Consider the following 25,637-nt stretch of genomic DNA (forward strand, 5'->3'; position numbering starts at 1 on the left):
GCGAGCGCACGGCAATCGATGGCAACGCGTTGCCGACCACGAGGATGTGGTCGACGGCAACGTGATCACCGTCGACGCTCCGCTGACGAATGCCATCGAGCGGCGCTGGGGCGGCGGCAGCATGATCCCGTACACGGATCCGGGGCGGATCAGCGAAGTCGGCGTCGAGGGCATCCTGGCAGTCTCCGACTTCGATCCGTCGGTGATCGACACCAAGATGGACAACGTGGAGACCGATCCGTACTACGCGGACGAAGAGCACATCGAACGCTTCGTCGTCTTCGACAACGACGCCTGGGCCCGAGACATCGCGGCGCGGCATCTGGTCTACTCGCTGGTCCAGCTCGGCCGGGGCGCGAAGTGGGTCACCGTGCGCGACGGTACGGCCTCCGAGTTCGTCTCCGTGATCACCCGCGGCCGGCGGTACGGCTACGACGTGCAGGGACAGCTGACCCTGGTCGAGAACGCCCGGCTGGAGTCGGCCCGGCACGGCTACGCGGTGACCAGCCGGGTGCCCGGCCCGAACGTCTGGACCGGTGGCGGGACGACGAACGACTTCAACACCTCCGAACCGCACCACCGCTGGTCCACCGGCGGACTGTTCGACAACGTCGACGCCCGGATCTCGATCATGGACCGGGCCTGGCTCGGCAGCGGTCACGGCTGGGCCGGCGCGAACTACGTCGCCTGGAACACCCGCGCTCGCTCACCCTGCAGGCGCCGCCGACCGCGCAGAACTACTCGATCGGGCACCGCGGCACGATCGGCTCCGGCCTGGTGCCGAGCCTGTACGACCCACGGCCGCGATCACGCGGCTTCTGGGACGTCGTCCAGCCGCGCAAAGCGATCCAGCCGCCGAGCCTGTATCGCCAGCAGCTCTTGGACCGGCAGTAGAAGCTCCCTGAGTCTGGTCGTCGGGCAGACGCACCCGAGTCGAGACAGCTGGGCCGAGGTCCCGAAGGAGCCACTGCCGTGGCGAGCAGGACCCGATCGACGCGAACGCGATCCTGCCGGCTGGGCCGAGCATGAGGCGGTTCCGGTACCAGCGACGGGCTACCTCACTGAGCGGACGATGTGACCTCGATCTCGGCGGATTCTGCGGGTCAAGCAGTCCGCTCGGTGCTGCCGAGGCTGGGGTGGTGGTGCGGCGGTCGCGGGTGTACGGGGACGGGGTGCGCGCGGGACCTGGCCATGGCCGCCGTATCGGTCGACCTCAAGGGAATTCGCAACAGCACCCGCTCCGGATCGGCGGCGGTGGTCCGGGCCGTGCGTTCTCGTGGCCGGCGAGCGGCAGGTCATGAGCTGCGTCCGGGCTAAGCGTGGTCGTTGGGCAGGCGCATCCGGCTTGGCCCTTCGACAAGCTCAGGGCACTGAACTGTGGCTTGGCACCTCGACAAGCTCAGTGTGCGCGGGGCACGCCGTCCTTGATCAAGAACCGAGGCGGACCGGCGGGATCAGGGGCGACAGCTCCATGAACTGGCCATCCGGCAGCAGGCGGTGCCGGGCCCGGACCAGGTCGACGGCGGTGACGGTCGTGGAGCCGAGGGCGAGTGCCCGCCGGTCCGCGACCCAGTCCAGCAAGGCGCTCGGCCGGGCCAGGTCGGCGCCGAAGTGCAGCAGGGTCACGTGCCGGAACGTGCGGCTCACGTGTTCGCGCTCCAGCCAGTCGTCCGGACCAAGATCATCGGCGAACCGGGCGGACAGTTCGGTCACCTCCCGGGCGCCGACTTCGACCCGGGCCACGACGGCCAACGGGGTCACCGACAAGCCGGACAGCGACACCGCGAACGGGTCGGTCCGGGCGCCGGCGCGATGCAGCGCGGAGGCATAGCGGGCGACGGCCGGATCGCCGTCCGGAACGACGGCGCGGAAGCGTTCCAGCGCACGGATCGTCAGGTGCGCCGACCCGGCCCGACCGGTGTGGAAGTGCCCGGGGCCGGCCAGCTCGGCCAGCTCCGCTGTGAGCAAGTCCAGGCGGGCGCCCAGTGCGCCGTCGATCATGATCACGGCGCTCACCGGCCACCGCCCGCCCTCGACCGGCGGCGTCTCCCGCTGATGCCGCTGCTCCATGATCAGCGGCGCGTTCCGGTCGAACAGCTCCTCGAACCTCACCGGCTCGCGAGGTCCGCCGGAAGCTCCGCGGCACAGTGATCCCGGAGCCGTACGACCACGTCGGCCACCGTGTCCGGATCGGCGGTGGCCTCGGTGATCAGGCGGTCGCAGTCGGCCAGCCCGGCGATCGTCAGCAGCCGCTTCTCGTTGGTCACCCAGCGTCCGTGCGCGGCGGCGACGGCGTGCGCGGCATTGGTGACCGCCTGCGCGGCCAGCCCGAGCGCCAGGGTCGTCCTCCCCTTCCTAGCGGCGCCGTCGAGGGCGTAGCCGAAGATCGGCTCGGCCCGACCCCACCAGACCGGCGGTGCCGACCGACGCAAGGCCGCGGGGTAGTCGGGCCGCGGCAGTTCGCCGATCAGGGTGCGGTTGATCGCCAGCTCGGCGAGCAGCAGATAGTCCGGAATGCCGGCCAGATGGAACATCAGCGGCTCGATGACGAACCGGCCCTGCTCGGCCGCGGCCAAGATCGAGTCGATCCGGTCCAGGTCGCGATAGTGCACGTCGACTCGCTGCCCGTCCACGGTCAGCCAGCCGCCGCCGTTGAACACGCCACCACCCCAGCCGCCGAGTTCCGAAACCTCGCCGGGCCAGCCGCAGTCGCGCAGATCCTGCGGGTCGAAGCGGCCCCGGTAGTAGAGCCCGAGATCGTAGTCCGCGTCCGGCTGATGTTGATCTTGGGCGCGGGAGCCGCCGAGCGCCACCGCGGTCACTCCGGGCAGCTTCGCGAGCCGCCGGGCCAGGTCGTCCAGGAAGTCCTCACTCACTCGGACACCCTACGGAACTGGTTCCGCAACGGCAGAATGAAATAACCACCGCGGTCGTCGCCGCCGCGGACCTCGGGATGGAAGGCGAAGCCGAGCCGGAACTTGAGCCGGTGGTTCGCCCGGTAGCCGCCCGCGCTGTGCGACCGGACCTGCCAGCAGCCGGCCGCCGCGGCGTCGGCGATCGCGCGGCGCTGCAGGGCCAGTCCGATCCCCTGCCGACGCCGGTCCGGGCGGGTACCGAAGGCCAGGATCTTCGCCTCGGTCAGCGCCTCGCCGTCGATGATCGACTGCTGGCAGTCGTTCTCCGGTCCGATCGGCTGGATCACGTACCGGAGCAGGCCGACCGCCGTCCCGTCCTCGTCGAACGCGCCGAGCACCCGGGATTCCAGGTGCCATGCGGCCGTCATCTCCACCCAGCGGCGTTGTTCGAGCTCGTCGATCAGCGCCGCCAGCGCCACGGCGTCGGGCGAGCCCGTACCAAGATCAACAAGGCGGAGCTGCGGCTCGGCTCGGCTCACCGGCTCGGGGTGCGGCGGAGCAGCCACGCGGTCCGGGTGATCTCGTACTCGACCTCGCCCTGCTCGGTGCCGGGCAACGGGTCGACGAACTCTTCGTGGTACGTGCGCAGATAGCTCATCCCGACCGCGGTCATCACCCGGCGGGAGCGTTCGTTCACCGCCATCGTGTCGGCCGTGATCCGGTCCAGGTCGTGCTCCCGGAACCCGTAGTCGACCAGGGCCCGTCCGCCCTCCGAGGCCAGGCCCAGGCCCCAGGCCACCCGGCGGAGCCGGTACCCGAGCGTCGCGTGGCCGGGCTCCGCGGTGCGCCGGAGCGCGAACCAGCCCAGGAATTCCTCCGCCTCGCGGCTCCGCGCGATCCACTGGCCGAAACCCGGGGTTCGCGCGTATTCGGCGATGATCGCCTCGACCTGGGCCGCCATCGCCTTGCGTGGTGTGGGATGCCGGTCGATGAACCGCATCACCTCCGGATCGGAATCCAGGTCGGTCAGTCGGTCGATGTCACCTCTCGTGATCGGCGTGAAGGCCAGCCGCTCGGTGACCAAAATCGCTTGCACCCTGCGATCCTGCCAGGTCCGGGCCGGTCCGGTCGACAATCCTCAGAACTCGGACCCGGACCCCGCAACAGGCTCAGGCAGCGAGCTCGATCAGGTCTCCGAGCCGCGGTCCGGTGTCCAGCGAGGTGACCGGTGCACCGGTGGCCTGCTCCACCCGGTCGATCAACTCGCGGACCGGCGCCGTGATCCGGTCTCGGTCACGAACCCCCCGCATCTCGGGGTCAACATGATCGATGAAGGTGAGCGCGATCGCCGTCGGACCGTTCACCATCGCGGCGTACGCGAGCAGGTCGGGATCCAGCCGGTCGGCCTTGCGCCGCGGCCGGCCGGTCACCACGCCGTGTTCGGTGATGCCCCGGCGATCGGCCTCCGCCGCACTGATCTCGTACGGCAGCGGACCGGAGCCGACCCGGGACGGCAGCGCCTTCACGACCATGATCACGTCGGTGACCAGCCGCCAGTTCAGGCCGACGTCGTCCATCGCCGCCACGGCCGTGCAATTGTCCGACGTGGCACACGGGTAGTCGTCGGTCAGCGCCAGCGACAGCAGCGTGCCCTGCGAGCCCTCGATGATCACCAATCCGTCGCTCGCGGCGACCCGGTTGACCTCGACCGCGACGTCGCCCGAGTAGGATCGCAGTTCTGGATGATCACCGGCCTGCCGAGCCCGGCGCAGCACGAAGTCGGCCCGCGCCGCGCCGTTGCCGGTGCAGGTGGAGCCGACCGTCTCGGCGAGGTGGGCATCGGCCTGCTCGGCGGCGATGTGTTCCGGCGTGATCACCGCGCAGCGGCGGTCGATCATGACCCGGTCGCTGAGCCCGAACCGGTCGAGCTCGTCGGCGAAGACCTGCGGATCGACCAGCACCCCGGAACCGACCGCGACCCGCGTCCGCGGGTTCAGCCAGCCGGTCGGCAGCTGCCGGGCCTTGATCAACCGGCCGTCGTCGGTGGTGACGCTGGCGCCGGCGTTGGTGCCGACCCCGGCCCGGACCGCGAGGTCGGCGTCGTGCTTGATCGCCAGCTGGGCACACAGCTTGCCCTTGCCCGAGTCGCCCCACAGGGCGTCCACGATGATCGTTGCGCTCATCCTTGTTCCTCCTCCTGAGAAAGGATCTCCGAGACGGTGTCGTCCGCACCGAACCCGACGATCGAGAACAGTTCCTCGGCCCGGTCCGGCGGCAACAGCCGGGTCCGCAGCCGGAACAGGTGGGTGCCGAACTCGGCCTCGAGTTGATCACCGAACCGCTGGTAGATGGCGGCCAGATAGGCCTCGTCCCGGATCACCTTCTCGACCAGGCCGACCAGGGCCGGGTGCTCGGTGACCACGGCGCCGACCGGTTCGTCCAGGGAGGCGACGAGTGCCGTATCGAAGTCGACGGCCAGCATCAGCAGCTGCCCGCCCACGGTCCGGGACGGCGCCTCGTGCCGGTAGACGTCGGCCCCGTCGATCTCGGTCTCGCCGAAGACGTTGATCACCACCTGGCGACCCGACTGCGCCGCGGCCCGCAGGCCCGGAGCCAGCCATTCAAGATCATCCGCCCAGGCACAGACCGCGACCCGGGTCCGCGCCTCGGCGACCAGGGACGCCGCCCGGTCGATCACCGACTCGCGGTCACGCAGGCTGAAGAACCCTGCCTGTTCCCGCGGCGCGGCGACCGCCGCCAGGTCGGCGATCAGGCTGTCCGCGCGCTCCGCGGTCTGCCGCTTGATCCGGCCCAGCACGGCGGCCGGCGGATGGGCGACGAAGCGACCGGGGGTGCCGTCGCTGACCCGGTCGACGACGCCACGGTCGGTCAGGCCGGACAGCACCTGGTAGACGTTGGCCCGCTGCAACCCGGCGATCTTGGCCACCTCGTAGCCGGTGGCCGACGGGTGTTGCAGCAGGGCGAGGTAGACCCGAGCCTCCTGGCTGGAGAAGCCGAGCTCGGCGAGACGTTCGATCACGTACGCCGAGCCTACGGTATGAGTAGTAGCCTTCGCAACTACTAAGGCGGGACCAGGCGGAACACCGGGTGTTTCGGCACCGCAGCAACGATCTCGGCCTCCGGCGAGTCGGCCGTGACCTCCCAGTACGGACGCGTCACCGGAACCGCGCGCAGGTAGGCCCGGATCACCGGCACCGCCTCGGCCCCGCGCACCTCGGTCGCCCGCCAGCCGGTCTCGGCTCCGGCCCGGCGCAACGTGAGCTCGCCGGCAGCACGGACGTTGTGCACCCAGGGCACGATGCCGTACGGCGACACCAGCCATCGCGACCCGTCGACCTCGAGCACATCGACCGGCAACGATCGCGGCTCACCCGATCGACGGCCTCGTACCGTCAGGATGTGCCGGAAGTCGGCGCCGAGTCCCCGTTCGGTCAGCCAGCGGTAGACCGCGTTGATCACTCGCTGGATCCCGCTCATCCGGTACGTCCTGGCCACCTGACCCCGCCTCACGATCCGGCCCGATCGGGCCTGACCCCAGGCTAGCGGCGCCCGGCTGCGCGCCGCGCCGGAATGGCACCGAGCGCGATGATCACCGCGAAGACGATCATCAACAACTGGGCCGACCGGATCACCGACGGCGCGCCGAGGTTGACCAGCACACCGGCCAGCGCGGCGCTGAACGCGTTGGCGATGATCAACACGGTGTTGATCGCCGCAGCCGCCTTGGCGCCCTGCACCTCCTCGGTGGTGCTGCTCAGTGCGGCGACCGTAAGGTGCGGGAAGGCCAGGCCGATTCCGGCTCCCGCCGCGAACAGCGTGACGAACCAGGCCGCGATCACCAGCAGGCCCGGCTGTTCCCCTTGCAGCAGTCCGTACGCCAGCAGGCCGGCGGCCAGCAGCAGCGGCCCCGCGGTGATCAGGAACCGCACCCGGCCGCCACGAGCCCCGGCACTGATCATCTGGGTCAGCGACCAGCCGAAGGACAAGGCGGCGCCGAGCAGACCGGCCACGAGTGGATCGAGCCCGCCGATGTCCTGCCCGAACAGCGGCAGGAACGCCTCGGTGCCGATCCCGAACGCGAGCACGGCGACCGCGAGGTAGACCCACTTCAGCGGCGAGCCCGGGGCGAAGGCGAGCTTCGGCAGCACCCCGGATGACGACCGGCGATCCCAGACCAGGAAGGAGACGGTGAGCCCGGCGGCAGCCAGGACGACGATCACCGTCCCGGCGAGGCTCGGCAGGATGCTGGCGATGCTCACCGCGGCAACCGCGGAGGTGAGCAGCACCAAGGATCCGACCGGCACCCGTTCACCGGCCGGCGCCCGCTCGGTCCGCGGCATCGACCGGACGACCAGCCCGGCCAGGGCCACCGAGATCACCGCCAGGGCGAGGAACGCCGCACGCCAGGCGCCGAACTGCGCGAACAGCCCGCCGACGACCGGCCCGACGATGTTGCCGACACCCCACATCGCCGACACCAGGGCGGCCGCCCGGCTCCACAGCCGGTCCGGGAGGGTTCGCTGGATCAGCGCATAGCCGAGGCCTGCCAGCAGCCCGCCGCCGAGGCCCTGGATCGCCCGGCCGGCGAGCAGCATCGGCATCGCGACGCTGGCCGCGCCGATCAGCGACCCGGCAGCGAACAGGCCGAGCGCGAGCAGGTAGGAGCGCACCGCGCCCTGCGTGGTGAGCAGCCGGCCGACCAGCATCGCCATGATCACCGAGGCGACCAGGAAGGAGGTCATGGTCCACGCATAGAACTCCATGCCGCCGATCTGGTCCACGATGGTCGGCAGCAGGCTCGTGGTCAGATAGACGTTCGCGGCTTCGATCAGCACACCGCCGGCCAGGACGGCGGCCACCGGAGCTGTCGTGCCCGTGAGCAGTTCGCGCCAACTGCCCTGGTTCTTGATCATGGTCAAGTTCGACATGGGTCGAGGGTAGAACTTCAAGTTCGCTTGAGGTCCAGATCAGGAGCCGGCGGATCCCGGGGCAGCGCAGCCGCTACCCTCGGAGGATGGCCGAGGATCAGGTCGACCGGATGGTCTCCGAGTGGGCGTCCGCGGCGCCGGATCTCGACGTGTCGGTGCTGCAGGTGATCGGCCGAGTGTTGCGTACGGCCGAGCGGACCGAGCAACGGCTGGCCGCGGCCCTGGCACCCCTCGGGCTCTCGTACCCCGACTTCGACGTGATCAACACGCTGCGACGACGAAACGATCCGGACGGGACCCAGCCGCGCGACCTGGCCCGGTCGGCCCTGATCACGTCGGGCGCGATGACGGCCCGACTGGATCGGCTGGTCGCGGCCGGCCTGGTCCAGCGCGACGCCGACCCGGACGACCGGCGGGCGATCCGGGTCCGCCTGACCCGGAAGGGCGAGCGGCTGGCCGCCCGAGCCCTGGACGCCGTGCTCGCGGTGGACGCAGCAGTGCTGGCACCGCTCTCCGAGCGGCAGCGGACCGTCCTGGCTGCAACCCTGAAACGGATCCTGCTGCCGCTCGAAGCCGACTGACCCCACGGTCAGGCCGGATGCGCCTCCTCGTAGGCCGCCTTGAACGCCGCCGCACCGGTGATCGACTCGAAGGGCCAGCTGGTCAACGTCACCGGGACCCGGTCGCCGACCGCGGCCGCAACCTTGGCCGCGGTGGTCAGCGGTTCTCCACCGCAGACCTGGATCAGCTCCGCGCCAGCCTCGACCGCCTGCTGGGCCACCGCCACCACCTCGCCGTTCGGGGCTCCGACCACGGTCGTGGTGCCGCCGTCCGCGTGATGATGGACCAGGCGATCCTTGGCCGGGTCGGCGCCCTCGTCGCCGAAGATCGTCACCGAGTGCCGGACCTGCGGCGCCCCGAGCGGCACGCCGACCGGCGCCCGGCCGTCGACCGCCTCGATCACTCCGGCCGCCGCCGCGAGGTCGAAACCCCGGTACAGCTCGAACAGCCGGGTGCCGGCCGCGGCCAGTTCGGCGGCCACCTCGGCCGCCGCGGCCCCGTCAGGGACCCAGATCAGTGCCGTCACTCCGCCGCTGTGGCGCAGCACCTTCCGCTGCACCTCGGTCGCCTCCGGAGCCAGGAAGAGAAAGGCCTCGTCGTAGTCGGACATCCCGCTCACCTCGATCTGCTCGGTGTGAAGTAGTTCAATGCCAAGCTAAATGCGGATGATCGCCTCGCTATTCCCGTTCCGGTGAAGCTCAGCCGGTCGCGTTCGCGAGGACCCAGTCGACCAGCGGCCGCGCCTGCCGCCAGTCCTTGCGGATCTTGTCGGCCAACCCAGCCGAGTGGATGACCGGCTCGAAACCGTACTGCCTGCTGATCACCAACGACCGGTGCCGGAGCAGATCGATCCGCGGATGATCACCGGTGAATCCGCGCGGCGACGTCTTCAGCCGGTCGCCGCCGATCTCCCAGCCCGACCGGCCCAGCTTGGCGAGCAGGCGCTCCAGCGCCAGGCCGTGCACCTCCTCGGCCACCGCCCGCCGGTAGCGAGCCAGCCGCTCGCCATCGGCCTGGTAGAACCCGGCACCGACCCGAACCCCCGCGGCGCTCAGATCGGCGTACCAGCCGGTGGCCTCGCCGACCGCGACGAACGCCCCCTGATGGGTCTTGTACGGCGTCTTGTCGGCCGCGAACCGGACGTCACGGTACGGACGGAAGATCTTCGCGGGCCCGAACTCCTGCTCCAGCAAGGCCATCAGCGCCACCATGGGCGCCCGGACGTGGTCGTCGTAGACGGCCTTGTGCCGCGTCCAGTAGGCCTTGGTGTTGTCCAGTTCGAGGTCGTCGTAGAAGTCGAGTGCCTCGGTCGTGAACCCGGTGAAGTCCGCCACCGACGCGATCCTACGCGGGTCCGTACCGGCCGCGCGCGCCCAAAGGTCTGATGAAATCATGGGGTATCGCCGTCGAGCAGCCAGGAGTGCCAGATGACCGAATCGCCCACCCGCCTCCCCCGCATCGCCATCGCCGGGTTGTCCGTCGAGTCGTCGACGTTCTCGCCGGCCCGGACCACGGTCGCGAGCTTCCGCCCGAAGCGCGGGGCGGAGATCCTGGCGACCCGGCCGTTCTGGTCCCCCGGCGGCAGTCTCGCCGACGCGGCCGAGTGGGTGCCGATCCTGCAGGGCCGGTCGATCCCCGGCGGGCCGGTCCCGGCCGAGGACTACCGGCAGCTCAAGGAGGAGATCCTGGCCGGGCTCCGGGCCGCCGGGCCGCTGGACGGGATGGTGTTCGACATCCACGGCGCGATGAGCGTGGTCGGGATGGACGATGCCGAAGGTGATCTTGCGGTCGCAGTCCGCGAGGTGGTCGGGCCGGACGTCGTGATCAGCACCGGGATGGACCTGCACGGCAACGTGTCCCGGCGGCTGGCGCACACACTGGACCTGCTCACCTGCTATCGGATGGCGCCGCACGAGGACGCCCTGGACACGAAGGAGCGGGCGGTCCACAACCTGCTCGCCCGGCTCGCCCTGCCCCCGGAGCACCGGCGTCCGCTGAAGGCCTGGATTCCGGTGCCGATCCTGCTGCCCGGCGAGAAGACCAGCACCCGGATCGAGCCGGCCAAGAGTCTGTACGCTCGCGTACCGGAGATCGAGGCACTGGCCGGCGTGCTGGATGCCGCGATCTGGATCGGCTATGCCTGGGCGGACGAGCCGCGCAACTGCTGCGTGGTCATGGTCACCGGCGACGACGAGGCCGTGATCACCACCGAGGCCGAACGGCTGGCCGCCGAGATCTGGGCCCGGCACGAGGAGTTCGCGTTCGTCGCACCCGCGGCCGACCTGGAAGCCTGTCTCGACGCCGCCGTGGCGAGCGACCAGCGGCCGTACTTCATCTCCGATTCCGGCGACAACCCGACCGCGGGCGGGGCGGGCGACGTGACCTGGACCCTTGATCAACTTCTGCGGCGGCCGGAGCTTGCAGACGGCCGACTGACCGCCGCGTACGCCTCGATCCCCGATGCCGAAGCCGTCAAGCAGTGCGTCCAGGCGGGTGTCGGCGCCAAGGTGGCCGTGCAGGTCGGCGCCAGGGTGGACGCCGGGCCGGCCGGGCCGGTCGAGCTGACCGGAGAGGTGCGCCACATCGCCGAGGGTGACCCGGACGCGATCACCGAGGTCGTCGTCCGCGCTGGCGGACTGGACGTGATCATCACCGAGCGTCGCAAGCCGTACCACCGCGAGGCCGACTTCAACCGGAACGGCATCGATCCCCGGTCCACCGATCTGATCATCGTCAAGATCGGCTACTTGGAGCCGGAGTTGTTCGCCATGGCCAAGGACTGGATGCTGGCGCTGACGCCGGGCGGAGTTGATCAGGACCTGATCCGGCTCGGGCACCGGCGGATCAGCCGGCCGATGTACCCGTTCGACACCGAGCCGTTCCAGCCGGACCTGTCCGCCCGGATCATCCCGGCGAGCGATCAGCCGGATCCGGAAGCCTGAGGTTCTTGGCGCCGAACCGGCTCGCCGAGGCATCGATGTGGGCGAGCCGGCGCAGGGCCAGCAGGAGCGGCTCGACCAGCACCACCCCGAGCGCGACGTAACGGACCGTGGCCTCGGGCGAGTCGTCGGGCACCCGGCGAACCTCGCCCTCGGCGATCTTGTGCATCGCCCGGCCGTAACCGATCAAGATCCGGTCCGACAGCTCGAAGCCGGCCGAGTCCATCGCGGCCAAGGCGGCCGCGAGCGGCCGGAGTTGATCACGGTGATCCGGGTCGAACCACCAGCCGAGGCTGCGGACCAGCGCCTCGGCCCGGGTCAGATCCAGCCCCTCGTCCGTGGCCGGCATCAGCTGCTCGGTGACGGTGCCGAGGATGTCGTGCATCGACTCCGCCGGGTGATCAAGTTCGGCCAGCACGTTCCTGGTCGCGGCGACCGACAGGTTGCCGGTGCCGAGCAGCGCCCGGATCAGGCCGAGCCGGGCCAGGTGGGACGCGTCGTACTGGGCCTGGGTCGCCGAGGTCCGCAGTCCCTCGTGCAGCAGGCCCTCCCGCAGGTAGTACTTGATCGTCGCGACGGCGACCCCGCTCTCCCGGCTCAGCTCGGACATCTTCATGGCATCCCTCTTGCATTGGATAGTCGTACTCTCTAATATTGGAGAGTGTCAGTATCTAATGTTAGCGAAGGAGCCAGCGATGGTGAAGATCGACCCGGGCCGGGCGACTCACTCCTACGACGGTGAGCTGATCGTGTTCCTGATCGGGATGACGATCAACAAGCCGTGGCGGCCCGATCTCTGGGGCCCGGTGTTCCGGGCGATGCCCGGCATGCTGCGGGAACTGGCATCGGATCCCGACTCGGGGATGTTGGGATACCGGTTGACGCTCGAGGGCATCAACCCGACGCTGATCCAGTACTGGAGTTCGCTGGACAAGCTCTATGCGTACGCGACGAAGCCCGACGCCCGGCATCGCCCGGCCTGGACGGAGTTCAACGCCCGGGCCCGCAAGGCACCCGGAGCGGTCGGCGTCTGGCACGAGACCTTCCTCGTGGACCGGGCCGAATCCGTCTACAACCAGACCCCGGCCCTCGGCCTGGCCAAGGCGACCACCCGCGTTCCCGTGCAGAGCAAGGGACAGGCGGCCCGGCAGCGCTTCGCCGCCGGCGCGACCCGGGGGCCTTCCGATCACTCCGAACCCGACCACGCATCCGCGTAGGAGACCGTCATGGAACCGTTCATCGCCCTCGTCGCCGTCACCGCGATCCTGCTCCTGCTCGGCGGGGTCGGCGTCCGACCGTTGCGCCGCTGGCCGGTCCCGCTGCGCGGCGGCCTCGCCGCGATGTTCGTGCTGACCGGCGTCTCCCACTTCGTCGGGATGCGCGAGGAGTTGATCAGTTACGTGCCGCCGGGGCTGCCCGAGCCGGCCCTGTTGATCACGATCACCGGGGTGCTCGAGCTCGCCGGGGCGGCCGGACTGCTGATTCGGCGCACCGCGCCGCTGGCGGCCGGCTGCCTGGCCGCGCTGTTGATCACCATGTTCCCGGCCAACCTGTACGCGGCCTTGGCCGGCATCGCCACCGACCCGCTGAGCCAGCCCGTCCCGCGGACCCTGTTCCAGCTCGTCTTCGTCGCCGCGGCCGTCGCCGTCGTGATCGCCGAACGGCGTGCGACGGCGGCTACGCGGCCGACTCCTCCGCCGCCTGCTCCAGCCACGCCCGGGCAGCTTGCGGGTCGTCGGCGGTGACCCCGTCCACCCCGAGCTCCACCGCGACGCGCGCCCGGGCCGGTTCGTCCAGCAACCAGCCCGCGGCGCGCAGCCCGCGATCATGGATCCGGGCGACCATCTCCACGGTCAGCCCTTCCCAGCCGGTGTAGAGAGTCTGCACGCCGAGCTCGACCGCCTGGGCCAGCGCCTCGTCCTCGTACCCGAAGACGATGAAGCCGCGGCGGGCCCACGGCATCACCTCGCCGACCTTGATCAGGTAGTCGCGCTGGAAGCTGGTCAGCGTGCACCGGTCCTGATCTTGGGTCCGGGCGTTCAGCACGTCGGCGACCACCTCGGCCGCACCGTCGGCCTTGAGCTCCACCTGGAGCGGCAGCGTGGTCTGCTCCAGCACCTGCTCGAACCGGAGCAGCCGGGCGCCGCCGTCCAGCTCGATCGCCCTCAACTCGTCCCAGGTCAGGCCGACCACCTCGTCCTCCCGGCGGCCGCTGGTCACCCGCTTCATGGTGCCGTCGTGGATCACCACCGGCACGCCGTCGGAGCTGAGCCTGATGTCCAACTCGATCTCGTCCGCCCCGTGCTCGTGCGCCAGGGCGAGGCTCGGGGCGGTGTTCTCGGGGGCGTGGGCCATCGCACCGCGATGACCGGTGATCGTGATCGCGTTCACCGGATCGTTCTCGCTTCCTTGATCAACGGGAGATCTTGTTCGGGTACTGCTTCAGAATACGCTCGGTGCTCCGCCGCAGGTCGTTCGCGGTGCCCTTCATGATCGCGTCCGGGTCCTCGGCGCTGGCGTAGATTCGCTGGATCGAGGTCTTCATCTTCTGGATCGACGTCTGCACGTACTTGCGCACCGCGTCCGGGCCGGTCGCGATCTCCAACTGCTTCACCGCGACCGCGTAGTTGGGGTTGTCGGCGACGATCTTGGAGATCGCCGCCGACTGCATCGCCGTCTTGGTGACCGGCATGTAGCCGGTCCCGATCGACCACTCCGACGACTGCTCCTCGGCGGCCATGAACTTGATCAACTCGAACGCGGCCTGCTTTCGCTCCGGCTCGGCGTACTTCATGATCGCCAGGCCCGAGCCGCCGGAGGGAACCCCGATCTGCTTTTGCTGCGGCAGGAAGCCGGCCAGCACCGGGAACTGGGACGCTTTGGTGATCTTGGCCAGGGTCCCGGTCGAGCCCTCGATGCAGGCCACCATGCCGGCCGTGAAGTCGTTGACATGGCTCTGCGCCAGGTAGCCGGACTTGTCCACGTGGATGAGATCGTGGTCGAACCGGGCCGCTGCCAGCGAGTCCGGCGAGTCCAGGATGATGTCGAAGCCGTCGGAGATGCCGCCGCCGAAACTCCACAACTGACCCTGGAAATACCAGTCGTCGCCGCCGGTGAAGGCCCGCATCCGGGGCGTGCCGCCGCGGTAGGTCACCCCGGCCAACTGCTTGCCCCAGTCGCGGAACTCGTCCCACGTCTTCGGTGCCCGCTCCGGCAGTCCGGCCGCGGCCAGGATCTCCGGGTTGACGTACAGCAGCGGGGTGGAGCGGGCGAACGGCGTCCAGTAGATCACGTCGTCGACAATGCCCTCGGCCAGCAGTCGATCATGGAACGCGGCCGGCGGGAAGGCGTCGTCGAAGTAGTCGTTCAGCGGTTCCAGCGTGTCGTTGAGGAAGTAGCGGTTCCAGGAAATGTCGGACAACACGACCAGGTCCGGGATCTGCCGGGCCTGCAGGCCCGCGGCCAGCTTCTGATCGACACCGTCATAGCTGTCGAACGTCTGCACCTCGGCGTAGATGTCGGTCTGGCTCCGGTTGAACCGGTCGACCAGGCCGGCCAGGATCGGCAGGTTGTCGCCGGTGAACGCGCTCCAGAAGACGATCCGGAGCCGACGGGCGAACTCGCCCGGAATGCTGCCGCCCGGCTGGGAATAGCCGACGCCGAACTGGGTGCAGCCGACCAGCGGTACGGCGGCGAGGGCGCCGGCACCGGCCAGGAAGCCGCGCCGGCTGACCGACGATTGACTGATCATGGCACTCTTCTTCGAACCTTGGATTGTCATCGGGAGATCGACGCTCCGGCGAGGCCCGACACGATGTAGCGCCGGGCGATCAGGAACAGGACCAGCATCGGCGTCACCACGAAGATCGTGCCCGCCATGATCGCGCCCCAGTTGTCGACGCCCTCGTTGGCCTTGAGGAACAACAGGCCGATCGTCAGCGTGCGCATCTCGTCGGAGTTGGTCGCGATCAACGGCCAGATGAAGCCGTTCCACTCGTCGATCAGGGCCAGCAGCGCAACCGTGATCACCGCCGGCCGTGCCATCGGCACGACGAAGCTGATCAAGCGGCGGACGTGGCCGGCGCCGTCCAGCTCGGCCGCCTCGAGCACCTCGCCGGGCAGGGTGAGGAAGTGTTGCCGGAGCAGGAATGTGCCGAACGCCGACGCGACCCCGGGCAGGATGATGCCGAGGTAGGAATTGACCAGGCCGAGCCGGCCGACCGTGATGAAGTTGATCAACAACGTCACGTGGCCGGGCACCATCAACGCCCCCAGCATGAGCAGGAACAACACCTTCTTGCCCGGGAACGGGAGATAGGCGAAGGCGTACGCGGTGAGCACGGCCAGCACCAGCTTGAGCGCGGCGCCACCGAGCGTGATGATCGCGGAGTTGACCAGGTAGCGGCCGAACGGCGCCGAGGACCAGGCCTGGACGAAGTTGCCCAGTTCCAGCGATCTCGGGATGAACGTCAGCGGCCAGCTGTAGATCTCGGCGCTCGGCTTCAGGGCGGCGGTCAGCAGCCAGTAGAGCGGGATCAGGAAGATCAGCCCGACGATCACCAGCAACACGTAGTTGATCACCCGGCCGGGTGTGATCCGGCGCCGCCGGCCGGCCAGTGCCGCGCCGGTCGTCGGGTCGGTGACGGTCGAGGCGGCGAGGCCCGGTTCCTGTGTTCGCGTGGCCATCAGTAGTGCACCCTTCGCTCCACGAACCGCAGTTGGACGGCTGTGACGACCAGCAGGATCAGGAACATCACCATGCCGCCGGCGGCCGCGTACCCGGCGTCGAAGTTGCGGAAGCCCTGGTCGTAAATGAACCAGCTCAGCGTCGTCGTCGCACCGCCCGGGCCGCCGCCGGTCATCATCGCGATCACGTCGAAGGACTGGAACGCGCTGATGATCGTGGTCACCGTGACGAAGAACGTGGTCGGCGACAGCAGCGGGAAGATCACGTGCCAGAACCCGCGCCACGGACCGGCGCCGTCCAGCAGCGCCGCCTCCCGCACCTCGTGCGGAATGCCCTGCAGCGCCGCGAGGTAGATCAGCGCGACGAACCCGACGCTCTTCCAGACCGACACGATCAGCAGCGCCGGCAGCGCCCAGGTGGTCGACGTCGTCCAGGCCGGCGAGGTCGCGCCGACCAGTTCGAAGGCCGCCCGGGACAGGCCGTAGTTCGGGTCGAAGATGAACAGCCAGATCGCGGCGATCGCGGCGCCGGAGAGCACGTGCGGCGCGAACGCCACCGTGGTCACGACCCCACTGCCGCGCAGCCGCGCCGAGAACAGGACGGCGAACGCGAGCCCGATCGCACCGCAGCCGAGCACCATGGTGATCACCCAGATCGCGGTGATCGTGATCACCCGGCCGAAGTTCGGGTCGGTGAACAGGTCCGTGTAGTTCTCCAGACCGACGAACGTGGTCTGCGGCGAGATCATGTCCCACCTGGTCAGGCTCAGGTAGACGTTGCCGAGCACGGGCAGGTACGCGAACACGGCGATCAAGATCAGGTTCGGGAAGGCGAACAGGGCGAACAGCCCGTACCCCCGCCACCGGCTCCGCCGTCGGGAGGCGATGCGGGATGGCTCGGCGGTCGAGCCCGGGCTCCGGCCGAGCGGCGGCGCTGTCGCGGTCACGGCGCTATCTTCACATCACGATGTGAAGATGGTCAACCGTGTTCCCGCATCGTCCCGAGATCACCGACCTCGCTCTCTATGGTGAGATATCCCTTGAATACGGACATTCTGGGCTGAATCACTGAGCTGAGATCGGGATCGGCCGGGACTCCGTTCCGCCGTGTTCACTTGTTCGAAAACTGTTATTCTTCACACGTCGTTATGTGAATCTGCGATCTGCGCGATCATGGTTGCCGAGCGAAGGAGCACCATGTCCAATCAGCGGCAGCGACGCCTCGAGGAGATCCTCGACCACCTCGCCGTGCGCGGCACGGCCCAGGCCAAGGACCTGGCCGACGAGTTCGAGGTCTCGGTGATGACGATTCATCGTGATCTTGACGAGTTGGAGCGACGCGGCGCGGTCCGGAAGTTCCACGGCGGTGTCACCGTCGCCCGGACCCGGAGTCACGAGATCTCCGCCGCGATCCGGCGCCGCCTCGCCGTCGAGGAGAAGCTCGCCCTGAGCCGGTTCGTGGTGGAGCGGATCCAGCCCAACCAGACGATCATGATGGACGACTCGACGACGGTCGAACCGATCGCCGAACTGCTGACCGGCGCCGGGCTCGAGGAGCTGCGGGTGATCACCAACTCCCTCACCGTGATCAACCAGCTGGCCAACGAGCCGGGCGTGATCATCACCGCCCTGGGCGGCCAGTACGACCCGAGCCACGAGTCGTTCCTCGGCGTCGGCGCCGTCGAGGCCGTCCGGGCGCTGCGTTGCGAGTCACTCTTCGTCTCGACGACCAGCGCCGACGCGGACGGCATCTACCACCAGGAGGAGGCGGTCGTCGCGCTCAAGCTGGAGATGCTCAGGTCGGCCCGGCACCGGGTGCTGCTCGTCGACAGCACCAAGTTCACCGAGGCCTCCCTGCATCGGGTCAGCGGCTGGGACATGATCGACGAACTCGTCGTCACCGACCGAGTCCCCGCCGACCTGCTCGCCCGGATCGCCGACAGCACCACGGTCACCACCGTCCCCCTCCCCCCACCAACTCCGCCGACCGGTCACCAAAGCAGCGGTTTGGGCGGCGTGTCGCTGCAGAACTGACCGGTCGATCGGGGGTTGGGCTGGCCGGGGTCGCGACCGTGACGCGCACTCCGACGCGGGTCGTCCAGACGGAGCCCGTCGCGATTTCTCTTGGGTTCGGACGGTTCAACGTTGGAATCGGCCCGAGCGCTTCATCCGCAGTGATATCGCGACAGGCAGGCGTCGTGGAACGCACGTCGGGCGGACCGGAGGTCGCCGCTGCCGGGGTTTCGACGGTCGGCCGCTGCGCCCAGTCGCGTATGAGTGCGGCGGTGCAGATCAGGGTGCGCCCAGCCTGGAATCCACCCAACCTGGAATCCGCGGTCCGGCGGTTCTGCCCGGTCAGGCTCCGGTCGCGACGACCTGTCCTCGATCACCGGTCCACCGCACCCTCGGCAACCGCGACCGTTCCACGCATGCGCGACCGTTGCGCCGGTCGCGGATGAGCGCAACGGTCGCGGATCCGCGTGGGACGGGCTAGGGCCTTGACGGTGCACGGTTCCGGCGGCCGCGCTGTGCGCCTGGGCCCGGTCGTCGGCCTGCTGCCGCAGCAGGGCCGCGGCCACCGGCGATCGGGCGCTGTTGCAGGTGAGCAGCACCCGCCGCCGCGCCGCTGCCAGGGCACGTGAACAACACCCGGACCAGCGCCCGCCGCCGCACCGCTGCCAGCGCACATGAACAACACCCGGACCAGCGCCCGCCGCCGCACCGCTGCCAGCGCACATGAACAACACCCGGACCAGCGCCCGCCGCCGCACCGTTGCCAGGGCACGTGAACAACACCCGGTCGGTGCCCGCCCGCCGCCGGCATGTGGCGCCGAGTAGTCACTTCTGCAGCGACACGCCGACAGAACCGCTGCTTTGGTGACCGGTCGGCGGAATAAGGGGGCGGGGGTGGGGTGTTGGGAAGGCGTAGGTAGTTGAATGGTAAACTAATGGTCGTGAGGAGACGTTGATGCAGTTCGGAATCTTCAGTGTCGGGGACGTGACCACGGATCCGACGAACGGCCGTACCCCGTCGGAGGCGGAGCGGATCAAGGCGATGGTGCGAGTCGCGCTCAAGGCCGAGGAGGTCGGCCTCGACGTCTACGCGTCCGGTGAGCACCACAATCCCCCGTTCGTCCCATCGTCGCCGACCACCATGCTCGGCTATATCGCCGCCAAGACGTCCAAGATCATCCTGTCCACCGCGACGACCTTGATCACGACCAACGACCCGGTCAAGATCGCCGAGGACTACGCGATGCTGCAGCACCTGGCCGACGGCCGGGTCGACCTGATGATGGGTCGCGGCAACACCGGGCCGGTCTACCCCTGGTTCGGCCAGGACATCCGCAACGGCATCGAGTTGGCGATCGAGAACTACCACCTGCTGCACCGGCTGTGGCGGGAGGACGTGGTCGACTGGGAGGGCAAGTTCCGTACCCCGCTGCAGGGCTTCACCGCGACCCCGCGTCCGCTCGACGGCGTGCCGCCGTTCGTCTGGCACGGCTCGATCCGCAGCCCGGAGATCGCCGAGCAGGCCGCCTACTACGGCGACGGATTCTTCGCCAACCACATCTTCTGGCCGACTGATCATTTCCAGCGGTTGATCAACCTCTACCGTCGCCGGTACGAGCACTACGGCCACGGCTCCGCGGACCAGGCGATCGTCGGGCTCGGCGGCCAGGTGTTCATCAGGCCCAACTCCCAGGACGCGATCCGCGAGTACCGGCCGTACTTCGACAACGCCCCGGTGTACGGGCACGGCCCGTCGCTGGAGGACTTCATGGCCCAGACCCCGCTGACCGTCGGCAGCCCGCAACAGGTGATCGAGCGGACCCTGACGTTCCGGGAGAACTTCGGTGACTACCAGCGGCAGCTGTTCCTCGCCGATCATGCCGGGCTCCCCCTGAAGACCGTCCTGGAGCAGCTGGACATCCTGGGCGAACAGGTGATTCCGGTGCTGCGCAAGGAATTCGACGCGCTCCGGCCGTCCCACGTACCGGACGGCCCGACGCACGCCGCCCTGGTCGCGGAGCATGATCAACAGGCCGAGACAGAAGCCGAGCCGACCCCGGAGACGGAGACCAGCCGAGCATGAATTCCTCCCCCGAAACGATCATGGCCATCTCGGCCGGGCTGAGCCAGCCGTCGTCCACGCGACTGCTGGCCGACCGGCTGGGCGCGGCGACGAAGCGAGCCCTGCCGGACCGGAACGTACGGATCGAGTCGGTCGACCTGCGCGAGTACGCCCACGAGATCACTGATCATCTTCTGACCGGGTTCGCCAAGCCGAATCTCAAGGCGGTGCTCGACGAACTGGCCGAGGCGAGCGCTCTGATCGCGGTCACGCCGATCTTCAGCGCCTCGTACTCGGGCCTGTTCAAATCGTTCTTCGACATCGTCGATCCCGACCTGCTGGCCGGCAAGCCGGTGCTGCTCGGCGCGACCGGCGGCACCGCCCGGCACTCGCTCGCTCTCGAGTTCGCGGTCCGGCCGCTGTTCAGCTACCTGAGGGCCCGGCCGGCGCCGACCGCGGTCTTCGCCGCCACCGACGACTGGGGTCAGGTCCGCGGCGGCAGTACCGGATCGGACCGGCACCTGACCCAACGGATCGACCGGGCCGCGGACGAGTTCGCGGCCTTGATCACCGGCACCCGGTTGCCCGCCGCCGACGATCCGTTCGAGGATCCGGTGCCGTTCGAGCAGTTGCTCGGCCACGGCGAGCTCGGCTGAACGGGCCCTGCTCCGTGGCCCTTCGACAGGCTCAGGGAGTAGAGGGGCGTGGGCGGGTGTACCAGAGCCAGACGAGGCCGATCACCGGCAGGATCAACGGGACGAATCCGTACCCGATCCCGTAGCCGGACCAGACGGTGGCGTGCGGAAACGCCGCCGGGTCGAGCAGGCTCAGCGTCCCGACCGCGAGGACTCCGGCCAACTCGATGCCGACGGCGACCCAGGCGATCCGGCGGGACGTCCGGGTGCCCAGGCCGAGCGTGATGGTGGCGACCAGGTAGATCGCGGCCGCCAGGGCCGACAGCAGGTACGCCAGCGGCGCCTCAGCGAACCGGGTGGCCAGTTGCAGCCCGGCCCGGGCGCCGGCCGACAGCGCGAACAGCCCGTACACGGCGACCAGGATCCGGCCCGGGCCCTTCCGCGTGTTGCCGGGTCGCGGCTCGGTCAAGCGGGACCCCACAGGTCGAGCAGCCGCAGCGTCATGGCCAGCACGGCGAACGCGGCGACGGCGAGCACCCCGCCCGCGTACCGGCTGCGGTCGTTCAGGGCCCAGACGGCGGCGATCGGGACGATCAGGGCGACGACGATCAGATAGCCGACGGTGGTGCCGAACTCGAGCGGCTGATGCCCCTGGGCCAGCAGGACGACCGCGATCACGGTCTGGGTCAGCGCGGCGACTTCCAGCACGGCGCCGGCGATCAGCTGGGCACGGCCGACCGGCTTGTTCAGCGCCAGCGTCGTGACACCCCAGACCGTGCACACCAGGCCCAGTCCGATCACGATGCCGGCCAGCACGGGGATCATCCGCGGCGTCTCCTCTCTCGCGGCAGCAGGCTACCCCGCCACGTTTCCCAGGTAGGCTCATGGTCCATGCGGATCCTCGGGTACGACAGCGGCAACCTCGCCTTCCGTACCCTTCTCGATCACGGCGCCGATCCGCTGACAGCGGGCCTCACCCACGGCTACACGACCGTCGGGCCGCTGGACGCCCGCCGGGCCGGCGACGGCAAACTCGAGCTGGACCTGAGCGTGACCCGCTCGCTCCCGGCCGAAGTGGCCCCCAACGGTCCGCCGCCGATCGATCCCGAGCTCGACCTCGACGAACTCGCCCGCAACGGCGAACACCCGGTCGCCCGGCAGCGAGTCGCCGGCTACGGCCTGATCACCTCCGACCGGGGCCTGCTGGTGACGGAGTACTCGCACCGCACCAACGCCGCCGGCGACTGGGGGCTGCCGGGCGGCGGGATCAAGGACGACGAGCAGCCGGCCGAGGCGGTGGTCCGGGAGGCGTTCGAGGAGACCGGCCAGCGGGTCGAGGTGGACGAGATGATCGTCGTGCACAGCTCGCAGTGGATCGGCCGGTCGCCGCACGGCCGGCTGGAGGACTTCCATGCGATCCGGCTGGTCTTCCGGGCCCGCTGCCTCGATCCCGGCGAGCCGGTCGTGCACGACGTCGACGGCACCACCTCCGACGCCCGCTGGCTGCCGCTCGAGGACTGGGCGAGCCTGCCCTGGCGGCACGGCTGGGACCAGCTGATCCCCGCGCTCCTCGGGACCAACGGCCGCCGAGGCCTCGCCGGCTAGCGACGCAGCACCAGCCACTTCCCCACACTTCTTGGCTCTTCCCGCGAGATACATCTCGCGGATTGTGACAGTTTTTCACGTCACGTGAAAAACCGACCGGGGCGGGGCGGCGGTGCTCTGGCGTACGACGAGCGAGGTCGGGATGAGGCGTTCGCGGCCGGGAGCCGGGTCGGGAGCCTCCAGTTGCTGCAGCAGCAGGGCGATGGCGGTGCGGCCGATCTCGGTGAAGTCCTGGCGCACGGTGGTCAGCGGCGGCCAGAAGTAGGGCGACTCCGGCGTGTCGTCGAAGCCGACGACGCTGACCTCGTCCGGCACGGCGCGGCCGGCCTCGTGCAGGGCCTGGATCAGTCCGAGGGCCAGTTGGTCGTTCGCGGCGAACACGGCGGTCACGTCCCGCCTTCCGGCCAGACCGCGCCCGTGCCGGTAGCCGGACTCCGCCGTCCAGTCGCCGGTCAGCACCGGTGGCGGCTCCAGGCCGGCCTCGCGCAGCGTGGCCGCCCAGCCCCGGGTCCGGTGCGCCGCCGACGCCGACTCGCCGGGCCCGGCCAGGTGCCAGACCGCGGCGTGGCCGAGGTCGAGCAGGTGCCGGGTGGCCAGCCGGGCGCCGCCCTCCTGATCGGAGTCGACCAGGTTGAGCCCGGTGCCGGCGCCGGTGTTGACGACGACGATCGGTACGTCGCCGGGCAACGTCACCTCGGCGCCCTCCAGCAGGTGCGGCTCCACGGTGACGATGATGCCGTCGACCGCCTGCTCGCTGAGCCGGTCGATGGCGCCGGACACGCCGCCGCTGGTGGCGGTGATCGGGAGCAGGGTGATCGAATACCCGGCCGCGGATGCGGCCTGGACGATCTCGTCCAGAGTGCGCATCATCCCGAAGCTGGTCAGGTAGGACGTGATCACGCCGATCGCGTGGAACCGGCCGGCCTTGAGCGCCCGGGCGGCCCGGTTCGGCCGGTAGCCCAGCTCGGCCATCGCCTGCTGGACGCGTTCCCGGGTGGCGGCGTCGACGTTGGTCCGGCCGTTGGCCACCCGGGAGACGGTCTGCGTCGACACCGCGGCCCGGCGGGCCACGTCGGCCAGCGACGGCCGCCTCGCGTTCACCGCCGTACCTCGTCGCAGCGCCTCATCGGCGGGTCAGCGGGAAATCGGTCAGCCCGTCGAGTTCGAGCGTGGTCACCGACCAGCCGTCGACCGGCAGCTCGGCGACCGACCCGGTGACCGGCTGCGGAGCGTGCTCGGCGAGGTGCCGGCCGGGTGCCGTGCTCCAGCAGCGGATCGTGGCGTTGCCCGACGGCGGCCGGGGGAAGCCGGACAGGTCGAGCCGGAGCATCGAAGGGTCGGCGTGGCCGTTGACGTGGACGACGACCAGCCGGCCCGGCTCCGGGCCGAGCGCGGCCACCGTGTCCATCCCGCCGGTGTCGGTCCGAGTCATGATCAACTGGGCGCCGGGCCGGATGAACCGCGAGAACTGCGCCATCACCCAATACTTCAGGCTCCGCCGGAGCGGCTCCTTCGCCGGGTCGGCGGCGGCGAAGTCGACCTGGATCAACCCCCAGTTCTGATCCTCGATGATCATGTTCCGATGATCTTCGATCGCCTGCCAGAACACCCAGGCGCGCGGCCGCAGCTCGGTCAGGTCGCCGATGATCTGCCGGGCCAGCGCCAGCCCGGGCCGGATGTCGTCGAAGTCCAGCGGCAGCCCGCCGGGACCAAGATCAACCTCGGACATCCAGAGCGGTTTTCCTGCCTGTACGGCGATCCGACGCACTTCGGGCCGGCGGGCGACCAGATAACTGTGGACGTTGAGCTGGCCGACCGCGGCTCGCGCGTCATCCGTCCAGCCCTGCCAGTCCTCGACGAAGTGAGCCGGGTCGGTCTCGTCCGGCCCGGAGATGATCACTCGGTCCAGCCCTGCGGCGCGCAGTTCCTCGGCCAGCACGGTGATGATCTTGGACTGGGCGCGGGGGTTCCAGTGGCAGCCCTCCTGGCGGTTGAACGCGTGCCAGTAGGGGGTGTTCGGCTCGTTCACCGGCGACAGGGTCCGGATCGGGATGCCGTCGACCTCGATCAGCCGCCGGGTCACCCCGGCCAGGTAGCGGGCGAAGGCGCGGTACTGGTCCGGCCGCAGGTTGTCGTGGTTCGGGTCCTCGTGCCCGGAGACGTACCCGCTGGCGGTCATGAAGTACGGCGGCGAGTTGGAGAACGCCTCGAAGACGTCCGCGCCGCGGTCCCGCGCGGCACGCAGCCACCAGCGCTGGTTCGGGTCCGGGTCCGCGGCCCAATGGCCATGATCATCGGGGTCCCACCAGTCGCGCCGGTCGGGTCCGGGACGCCCCGCTCCCGACGGGTGCGGCAGGCCGTGGTGCGGAGCGTGGGTCTTCGACCCCGGCAGGTCCGGGACCGGGCCGACTCCGGGCGGCCGGCGCCACCAGCCGGGAACATCCGCGCCAGCCCGCAGATAGGGCTCGGTCTCCGGGCTGTCACCGCCGCCGATGTTGTAGCGCGCGATGTTGAATCCCAACCCGTCGCGGCCGAACAGCGCGTCGGCCAGTTCGCGGCGAACCGGGTCCGGCCAGCCTCCGGTGGCATGCCCGAACCACCCCAGGGCGGTGCCCCAACCCTGGAACGGCTCACTCGGATCCGAGGGATCAAGCCACACCGTTGTCATTGACGCATTAAAGCAAAGGGGCCGCGACTGTCGGCGCCGAAACCGGGTTGCGGCCCATCCCGCCGCCCCGAAGACTTGTCGCATGACGGAGTCGACGCAGGTAGCGCAGGAGTTGCCCGAACGATCCTTCGGCTGGTGGGACATGTGGGTCTCGCCGGAGGACGATCCACGCGACGACAGCACGCTCGTCGGTGAACGGGCGGTCCTGACCGGCTACCTGCGCAACTATCGGCTCACCCTGGAGCTGAAGTGCTCCGGCCTGGACGCCCAGCAGCTGGCCCGCCGTTCGGTGCCGCCGTCCAACCTCTCGCTGCTCGGCCTGGTCCGCCACCTCACCGAAGTGGAGCGCTATTGGTTCCGGAAGGCGATGGCCGGCGAGGACGTACCCGAGCTTTATGTGCGGGAGGGTGAGGACGACTGGGACATCGACGGCGCCGTGGCCGACCCGGCCGTCGTCGAGGAGGCCTGGCAGAACTGGCGGGCCGAGGTGAAGTACGGCGAGGAGTTCGTGGCCGCCGCGACCGATCTCGGCATGAACTCACCGGACGGCGAGAACAACCTGCGCGACGTGCTGGTGCACCTGATCGAGGAGTACTGCCGGCACATGGGCCACGCCGACCTGATCCGGGAGCGGATCGACGGCCGCGTCGGCCAGTAGCCCGGC

Annotated in this window: 29 protein-coding genes; 10 read left to right on the forward strand and 19 right to left on the reverse strand. The window is 69.7% G+C overall.

Annotation, left to right across the window (positions count from 1 at the left end; all coding sequences use genetic code 11):
* The first annotated feature begins 46 nt into the window (after positions 1-46).
* On the forward strand, positions 47-1,078 hold the full coding sequence (locus BKA15_RS08690; RefSeq protein WP_179749879.1) for a hypothetical protein: 1,032 nt from the start codon (positions 47-49) through the stop codon (positions 1,076-1,078).
* Between the two features lie 350 nt (positions 1,079-1,428).
* Here the strand turns inward: BKA15_RS08690 and BKA15_RS08695 are convergent, their stop codons facing one another.
* From BKA15_RS08695 to BKA15_RS08730, 8 genes are all read right to left on the reverse strand, one after another.
* Entirely contained in the window at positions 1,429-2,112 is a 684-nt protein-coding gene (locus tag BKA15_RS08695; RefSeq protein ID WP_179749881.1) for a 2'-5' RNA ligase family protein, read from the reverse strand.
* The gene (locus BKA15_RS08700) at positions 2,109-2,876 is read right to left on the reverse strand and encodes a nucleotidyltransferase domain-containing protein (protein WP_179749883.1); all 768 of its coding nucleotides are present in this window, start codon (positions 2,874-2,876) and stop codon (positions 2,109-2,111) included. Before BKA15_RS08700 ends, BKA15_RS08695 begins: the two co-directional genes overlap by 4 nt.
* Positions 2,873-3,394 (reverse strand): GNAT family N-acetyltransferase, encoded by a 522-nt coding sequence (locus BKA15_RS08705; RefSeq protein ID WP_179749885.1) that lies wholly within the window; start codon positions 3,392-3,394, stop codon positions 2,873-2,875. Before BKA15_RS08705 ends, BKA15_RS08700 begins: the two co-directional genes overlap by 4 nt.
* On the reverse strand, positions 3,391-3,951 hold the full coding sequence (locus BKA15_RS08710) for a GNAT family N-acetyltransferase (RefSeq protein WP_312878875.1): 561 nt from the start codon (positions 3,949-3,951) through the stop codon (positions 3,391-3,393). Before BKA15_RS08710 ends, BKA15_RS08705 begins: the two co-directional genes overlap by 4 nt.
* A 73-nt stretch (positions 3,952-4,024) precedes the next feature.
* Complete coding sequence (locus BKA15_RS08715) at positions 4,025-5,038, reverse strand: adenylosuccinate synthetase (RefSeq protein ID WP_179749887.1); 1,014 nt, start codon at positions 5,036-5,038, stop codon at positions 4,025-4,027.
* On the reverse strand, positions 5,035-5,895 hold the full coding sequence (locus BKA15_RS08720) for a TrmB family transcriptional regulator (RefSeq protein WP_179749895.1): 861 nt from the start codon (positions 5,893-5,895) through the stop codon (positions 5,035-5,037). The genes BKA15_RS08715 and BKA15_RS08720 overlap by 4 nt, the downstream gene beginning before the upstream one ends.
* A 41-nt stretch (positions 5,896-5,936) precedes the next feature.
* Complete coding sequence (locus BKA15_RS08725; RefSeq protein WP_218871146.1) at positions 5,937-6,353, reverse strand: nitroreductase family deazaflavin-dependent oxidoreductase; 417 nt, start codon at positions 6,351-6,353, stop codon at positions 5,937-5,939.
* Positions 6,354-6,415: 62 nt separating this feature from the next.
* Complete coding sequence (locus BKA15_RS08730; protein WP_179749899.1) at positions 6,416-7,804, reverse strand: MFS transporter; 1,389 nt, start codon at positions 7,802-7,804, stop codon at positions 6,416-6,418.
* An 86-nt stretch (positions 7,805-7,890) separates the two neighbouring features.
* Here BKA15_RS08730 and BKA15_RS08735 point away from each other — a divergent pair, with 86 nt between their 5' ends.
* Entirely contained in the window at positions 7,891-8,385 is a 495-nt protein-coding gene (locus BKA15_RS08735) for a MarR family winged helix-turn-helix transcriptional regulator (protein ID WP_179749901.1), read from the forward strand.
* Between the two features lie 8 nt (positions 8,386-8,393).
* Here the strand turns inward: BKA15_RS08735 and BKA15_RS08740 are convergent, their stop codons facing one another.
* Entirely contained in the window at positions 8,394-8,975 is a 582-nt protein-coding gene (locus BKA15_RS08740) for a DUF6506 family protein (protein ID WP_179749903.1), read from the reverse strand.
* A gap of 88 nt (positions 8,976-9,063) precedes the next feature.
* A complete protein-coding gene (locus tag BKA15_RS08745) occupies positions 9,064-9,699 on the reverse strand; it encodes a DUF2461 domain-containing protein (RefSeq protein ID WP_312878876.1) in 636 nt (211 codons plus the stop codon).
* 93 nt (positions 9,700-9,792) lie between these two features.
* Here BKA15_RS08745 and BKA15_RS08750 point away from each other — a divergent pair, with 93 nt between their 5' ends.
* Positions 9,793-11,307: a M81 family metallopeptidase gene (locus BKA15_RS08750; protein WP_179749907.1), complete on the forward strand. Its 1,515-nt coding sequence runs from the start codon at positions 9,793-9,795 to the stop codon at positions 11,305-11,307.
* Here the strand turns inward: BKA15_RS08750 and BKA15_RS08755 are convergent.
* Positions 11,270-11,920, reverse strand: a complete 651-nt coding sequence (locus BKA15_RS08755; protein ID WP_179749909.1) for a MerR family transcriptional regulator — start codon at positions 11,918-11,920, stop codon at positions 11,270-11,272. The genes BKA15_RS08750 and BKA15_RS08755 overlap by 38 nt on opposite strands.
* Before the next feature lie 79 nt (positions 11,921-11,999).
* Here BKA15_RS08755 and BKA15_RS08760 point away from each other — a divergent pair, with 79 nt between their 5' ends.
* A complete protein-coding gene (locus tag BKA15_RS08760) occupies positions 12,000-12,521 on the forward strand; it encodes a DUF4188 domain-containing protein (protein WP_179749911.1) in 522 nt (173 codons plus the stop codon).
* Between the two features lie 9 nt (positions 12,522-12,530).
* Positions 12,531-13,049 carry a DoxX family protein gene (locus BKA15_RS08765; RefSeq protein WP_179749913.1) on the forward strand — a complete coding sequence of 173 codons (519 nt, stop codon included), beginning with the start codon at positions 12,531-12,533 and terminating at the stop codon, positions 13,047-13,049.
* On the opposite strand, the gene BKA15_RS08770 is transcribed toward BKA15_RS08765, so the two are convergent.
* Genes BKA15_RS08770 through BKA15_RS08785 form a run of 4 tightly spaced genes read right to left on the reverse strand, consistent with a single transcriptional unit; the run spans position 12,982 to position 16,937 of the window.
* Positions 12,982-13,695 carry a glycerophosphodiester phosphodiesterase gene (locus tag BKA15_RS08770; RefSeq protein ID WP_179749915.1) on the reverse strand — a complete coding sequence of 238 codons (714 nt, stop codon included), beginning with the start codon at positions 13,693-13,695 and terminating at the stop codon, positions 12,982-12,984. The genes BKA15_RS08765 and BKA15_RS08770 overlap by 68 nt on opposite strands.
* 22 nt (positions 13,696-13,717) lie before the next feature.
* Entirely contained in the window at positions 13,718-15,055 is a 1,338-nt protein-coding gene (locus BKA15_RS08775; protein WP_179749917.1) for an ABC transporter substrate-binding protein, read from the reverse strand.
* Between the two features lie 26 nt (positions 15,056-15,081).
* Positions 15,082-15,990, reverse strand: a complete 909-nt coding sequence (locus BKA15_RS08780; protein WP_179749919.1) for a carbohydrate ABC transporter permease — start codon at positions 15,988-15,990, stop codon at positions 15,082-15,084.
* Positions 15,990-16,937, reverse strand: coding sequence for a carbohydrate ABC transporter permease (locus BKA15_RS08785; protein WP_179749921.1), 948 nt, complete (start codon positions 16,935-16,937; stop codon positions 15,990-15,992). The genes BKA15_RS08780 and BKA15_RS08785 overlap by 1 nt, the downstream gene beginning before the upstream one ends.
* 250 nt (positions 16,938-17,187) lie before the next feature.
* Here BKA15_RS08785 and BKA15_RS08790 point away from each other — a divergent pair, with 250 nt between their 5' ends.
* From BKA15_RS08790 to BKA15_RS08800, 3 genes are all read left to right on the forward strand, one after another.
* Positions 17,188-18,024 (forward strand): DeoR/GlpR family DNA-binding transcription regulator, encoded by an 837-nt coding sequence (locus BKA15_RS08790; RefSeq protein WP_179749923.1) that lies wholly within the window; start codon positions 17,188-17,190, stop codon positions 18,022-18,024.
* A gap of 934 nt (positions 18,025-18,958) precedes the next feature.
* Complete coding sequence (locus BKA15_RS08795; protein WP_179749925.1) at positions 18,959-20,086, forward strand: LLM class flavin-dependent oxidoreductase; 1,128 nt, start codon at positions 18,959-18,961, stop codon at positions 20,084-20,086.
* Positions 20,083-20,721, forward strand: a complete 639-nt coding sequence (locus tag BKA15_RS08800) for an FMN reductase (protein ID WP_179749927.1) — start codon at positions 20,083-20,085, stop codon at positions 20,719-20,721. Before BKA15_RS08795 ends, BKA15_RS08800 begins: the two co-directional genes overlap by 4 nt.
* 31 nt (positions 20,722-20,752) lie before the next feature.
* Here the strand turns inward: BKA15_RS08800 and BKA15_RS08805 are convergent, their stop codons facing one another.
* Positions 20,753-21,169 carry a hypothetical protein gene (locus tag BKA15_RS08805; RefSeq protein WP_179749929.1) on the reverse strand — a complete coding sequence of 139 codons (417 nt, stop codon included), beginning with the start codon at positions 21,167-21,169 and terminating at the stop codon, positions 20,753-20,755.
* Positions 21,166-21,525: a hypothetical protein gene (locus tag BKA15_RS08810; protein WP_179749931.1), complete on the reverse strand. Its 360-nt coding sequence runs from the start codon at positions 21,523-21,525 to the stop codon at positions 21,166-21,168. Before BKA15_RS08810 ends, BKA15_RS08805 begins: the two co-directional genes overlap by 4 nt.
* Before the next feature lie 66 nt (positions 21,526-21,591).
* Between BKA15_RS08810 and BKA15_RS08815 the strand changes: the two genes are divergently transcribed.
* Positions 21,592-22,305: an NUDIX hydrolase gene (locus BKA15_RS08815; protein ID WP_179749933.1), complete on the forward strand. Its 714-nt coding sequence runs from the start codon at positions 21,592-21,594 to the stop codon at positions 22,303-22,305.
* A gap of 75 nt (positions 22,306-22,380) precedes the next feature.
* Here BKA15_RS08815 and BKA15_RS08820 read toward each other — a convergent pair whose 3' ends face one another.
* Both BKA15_RS08820 and BKA15_RS08825 read right to left on the reverse strand, forming a co-directional pair.
* Complete coding sequence (locus BKA15_RS08820; protein WP_312878881.1) at positions 22,381-23,406, reverse strand: LacI family DNA-binding transcriptional regulator; 1,026 nt, start codon at positions 23,404-23,406, stop codon at positions 22,381-22,383.
* Between the two features lie 22 nt (positions 23,407-23,428).
* Positions 23,429-24,973: a glycoside hydrolase family 30 protein gene (locus tag BKA15_RS08825; RefSeq protein ID WP_179749935.1), complete on the reverse strand. Its 1,545-nt coding sequence runs from the start codon at positions 24,971-24,973 to the stop codon at positions 23,429-23,431.
* A gap of 82 nt (positions 24,974-25,055) precedes the next feature.
* Here BKA15_RS08825 and BKA15_RS08830 point away from each other — a divergent pair, with 82 nt between their 5' ends.
* Positions 25,056-25,631, forward strand: a complete 576-nt coding sequence (locus BKA15_RS08830) for a DinB family protein (protein WP_246322297.1) — start codon at positions 25,056-25,058, stop codon at positions 25,629-25,631.
* Positions 25,632-25,637: the final 6 nt, after the last annotated feature.

The organism is Microlunatus parietis (assembly GCF_013407955.1).
Taxonomy (GTDB): domain Bacteria; phylum Actinomycetota; class Actinomycetes; order Propionibacteriales; family Propionibacteriaceae; genus Microlunatus; species Microlunatus parietis.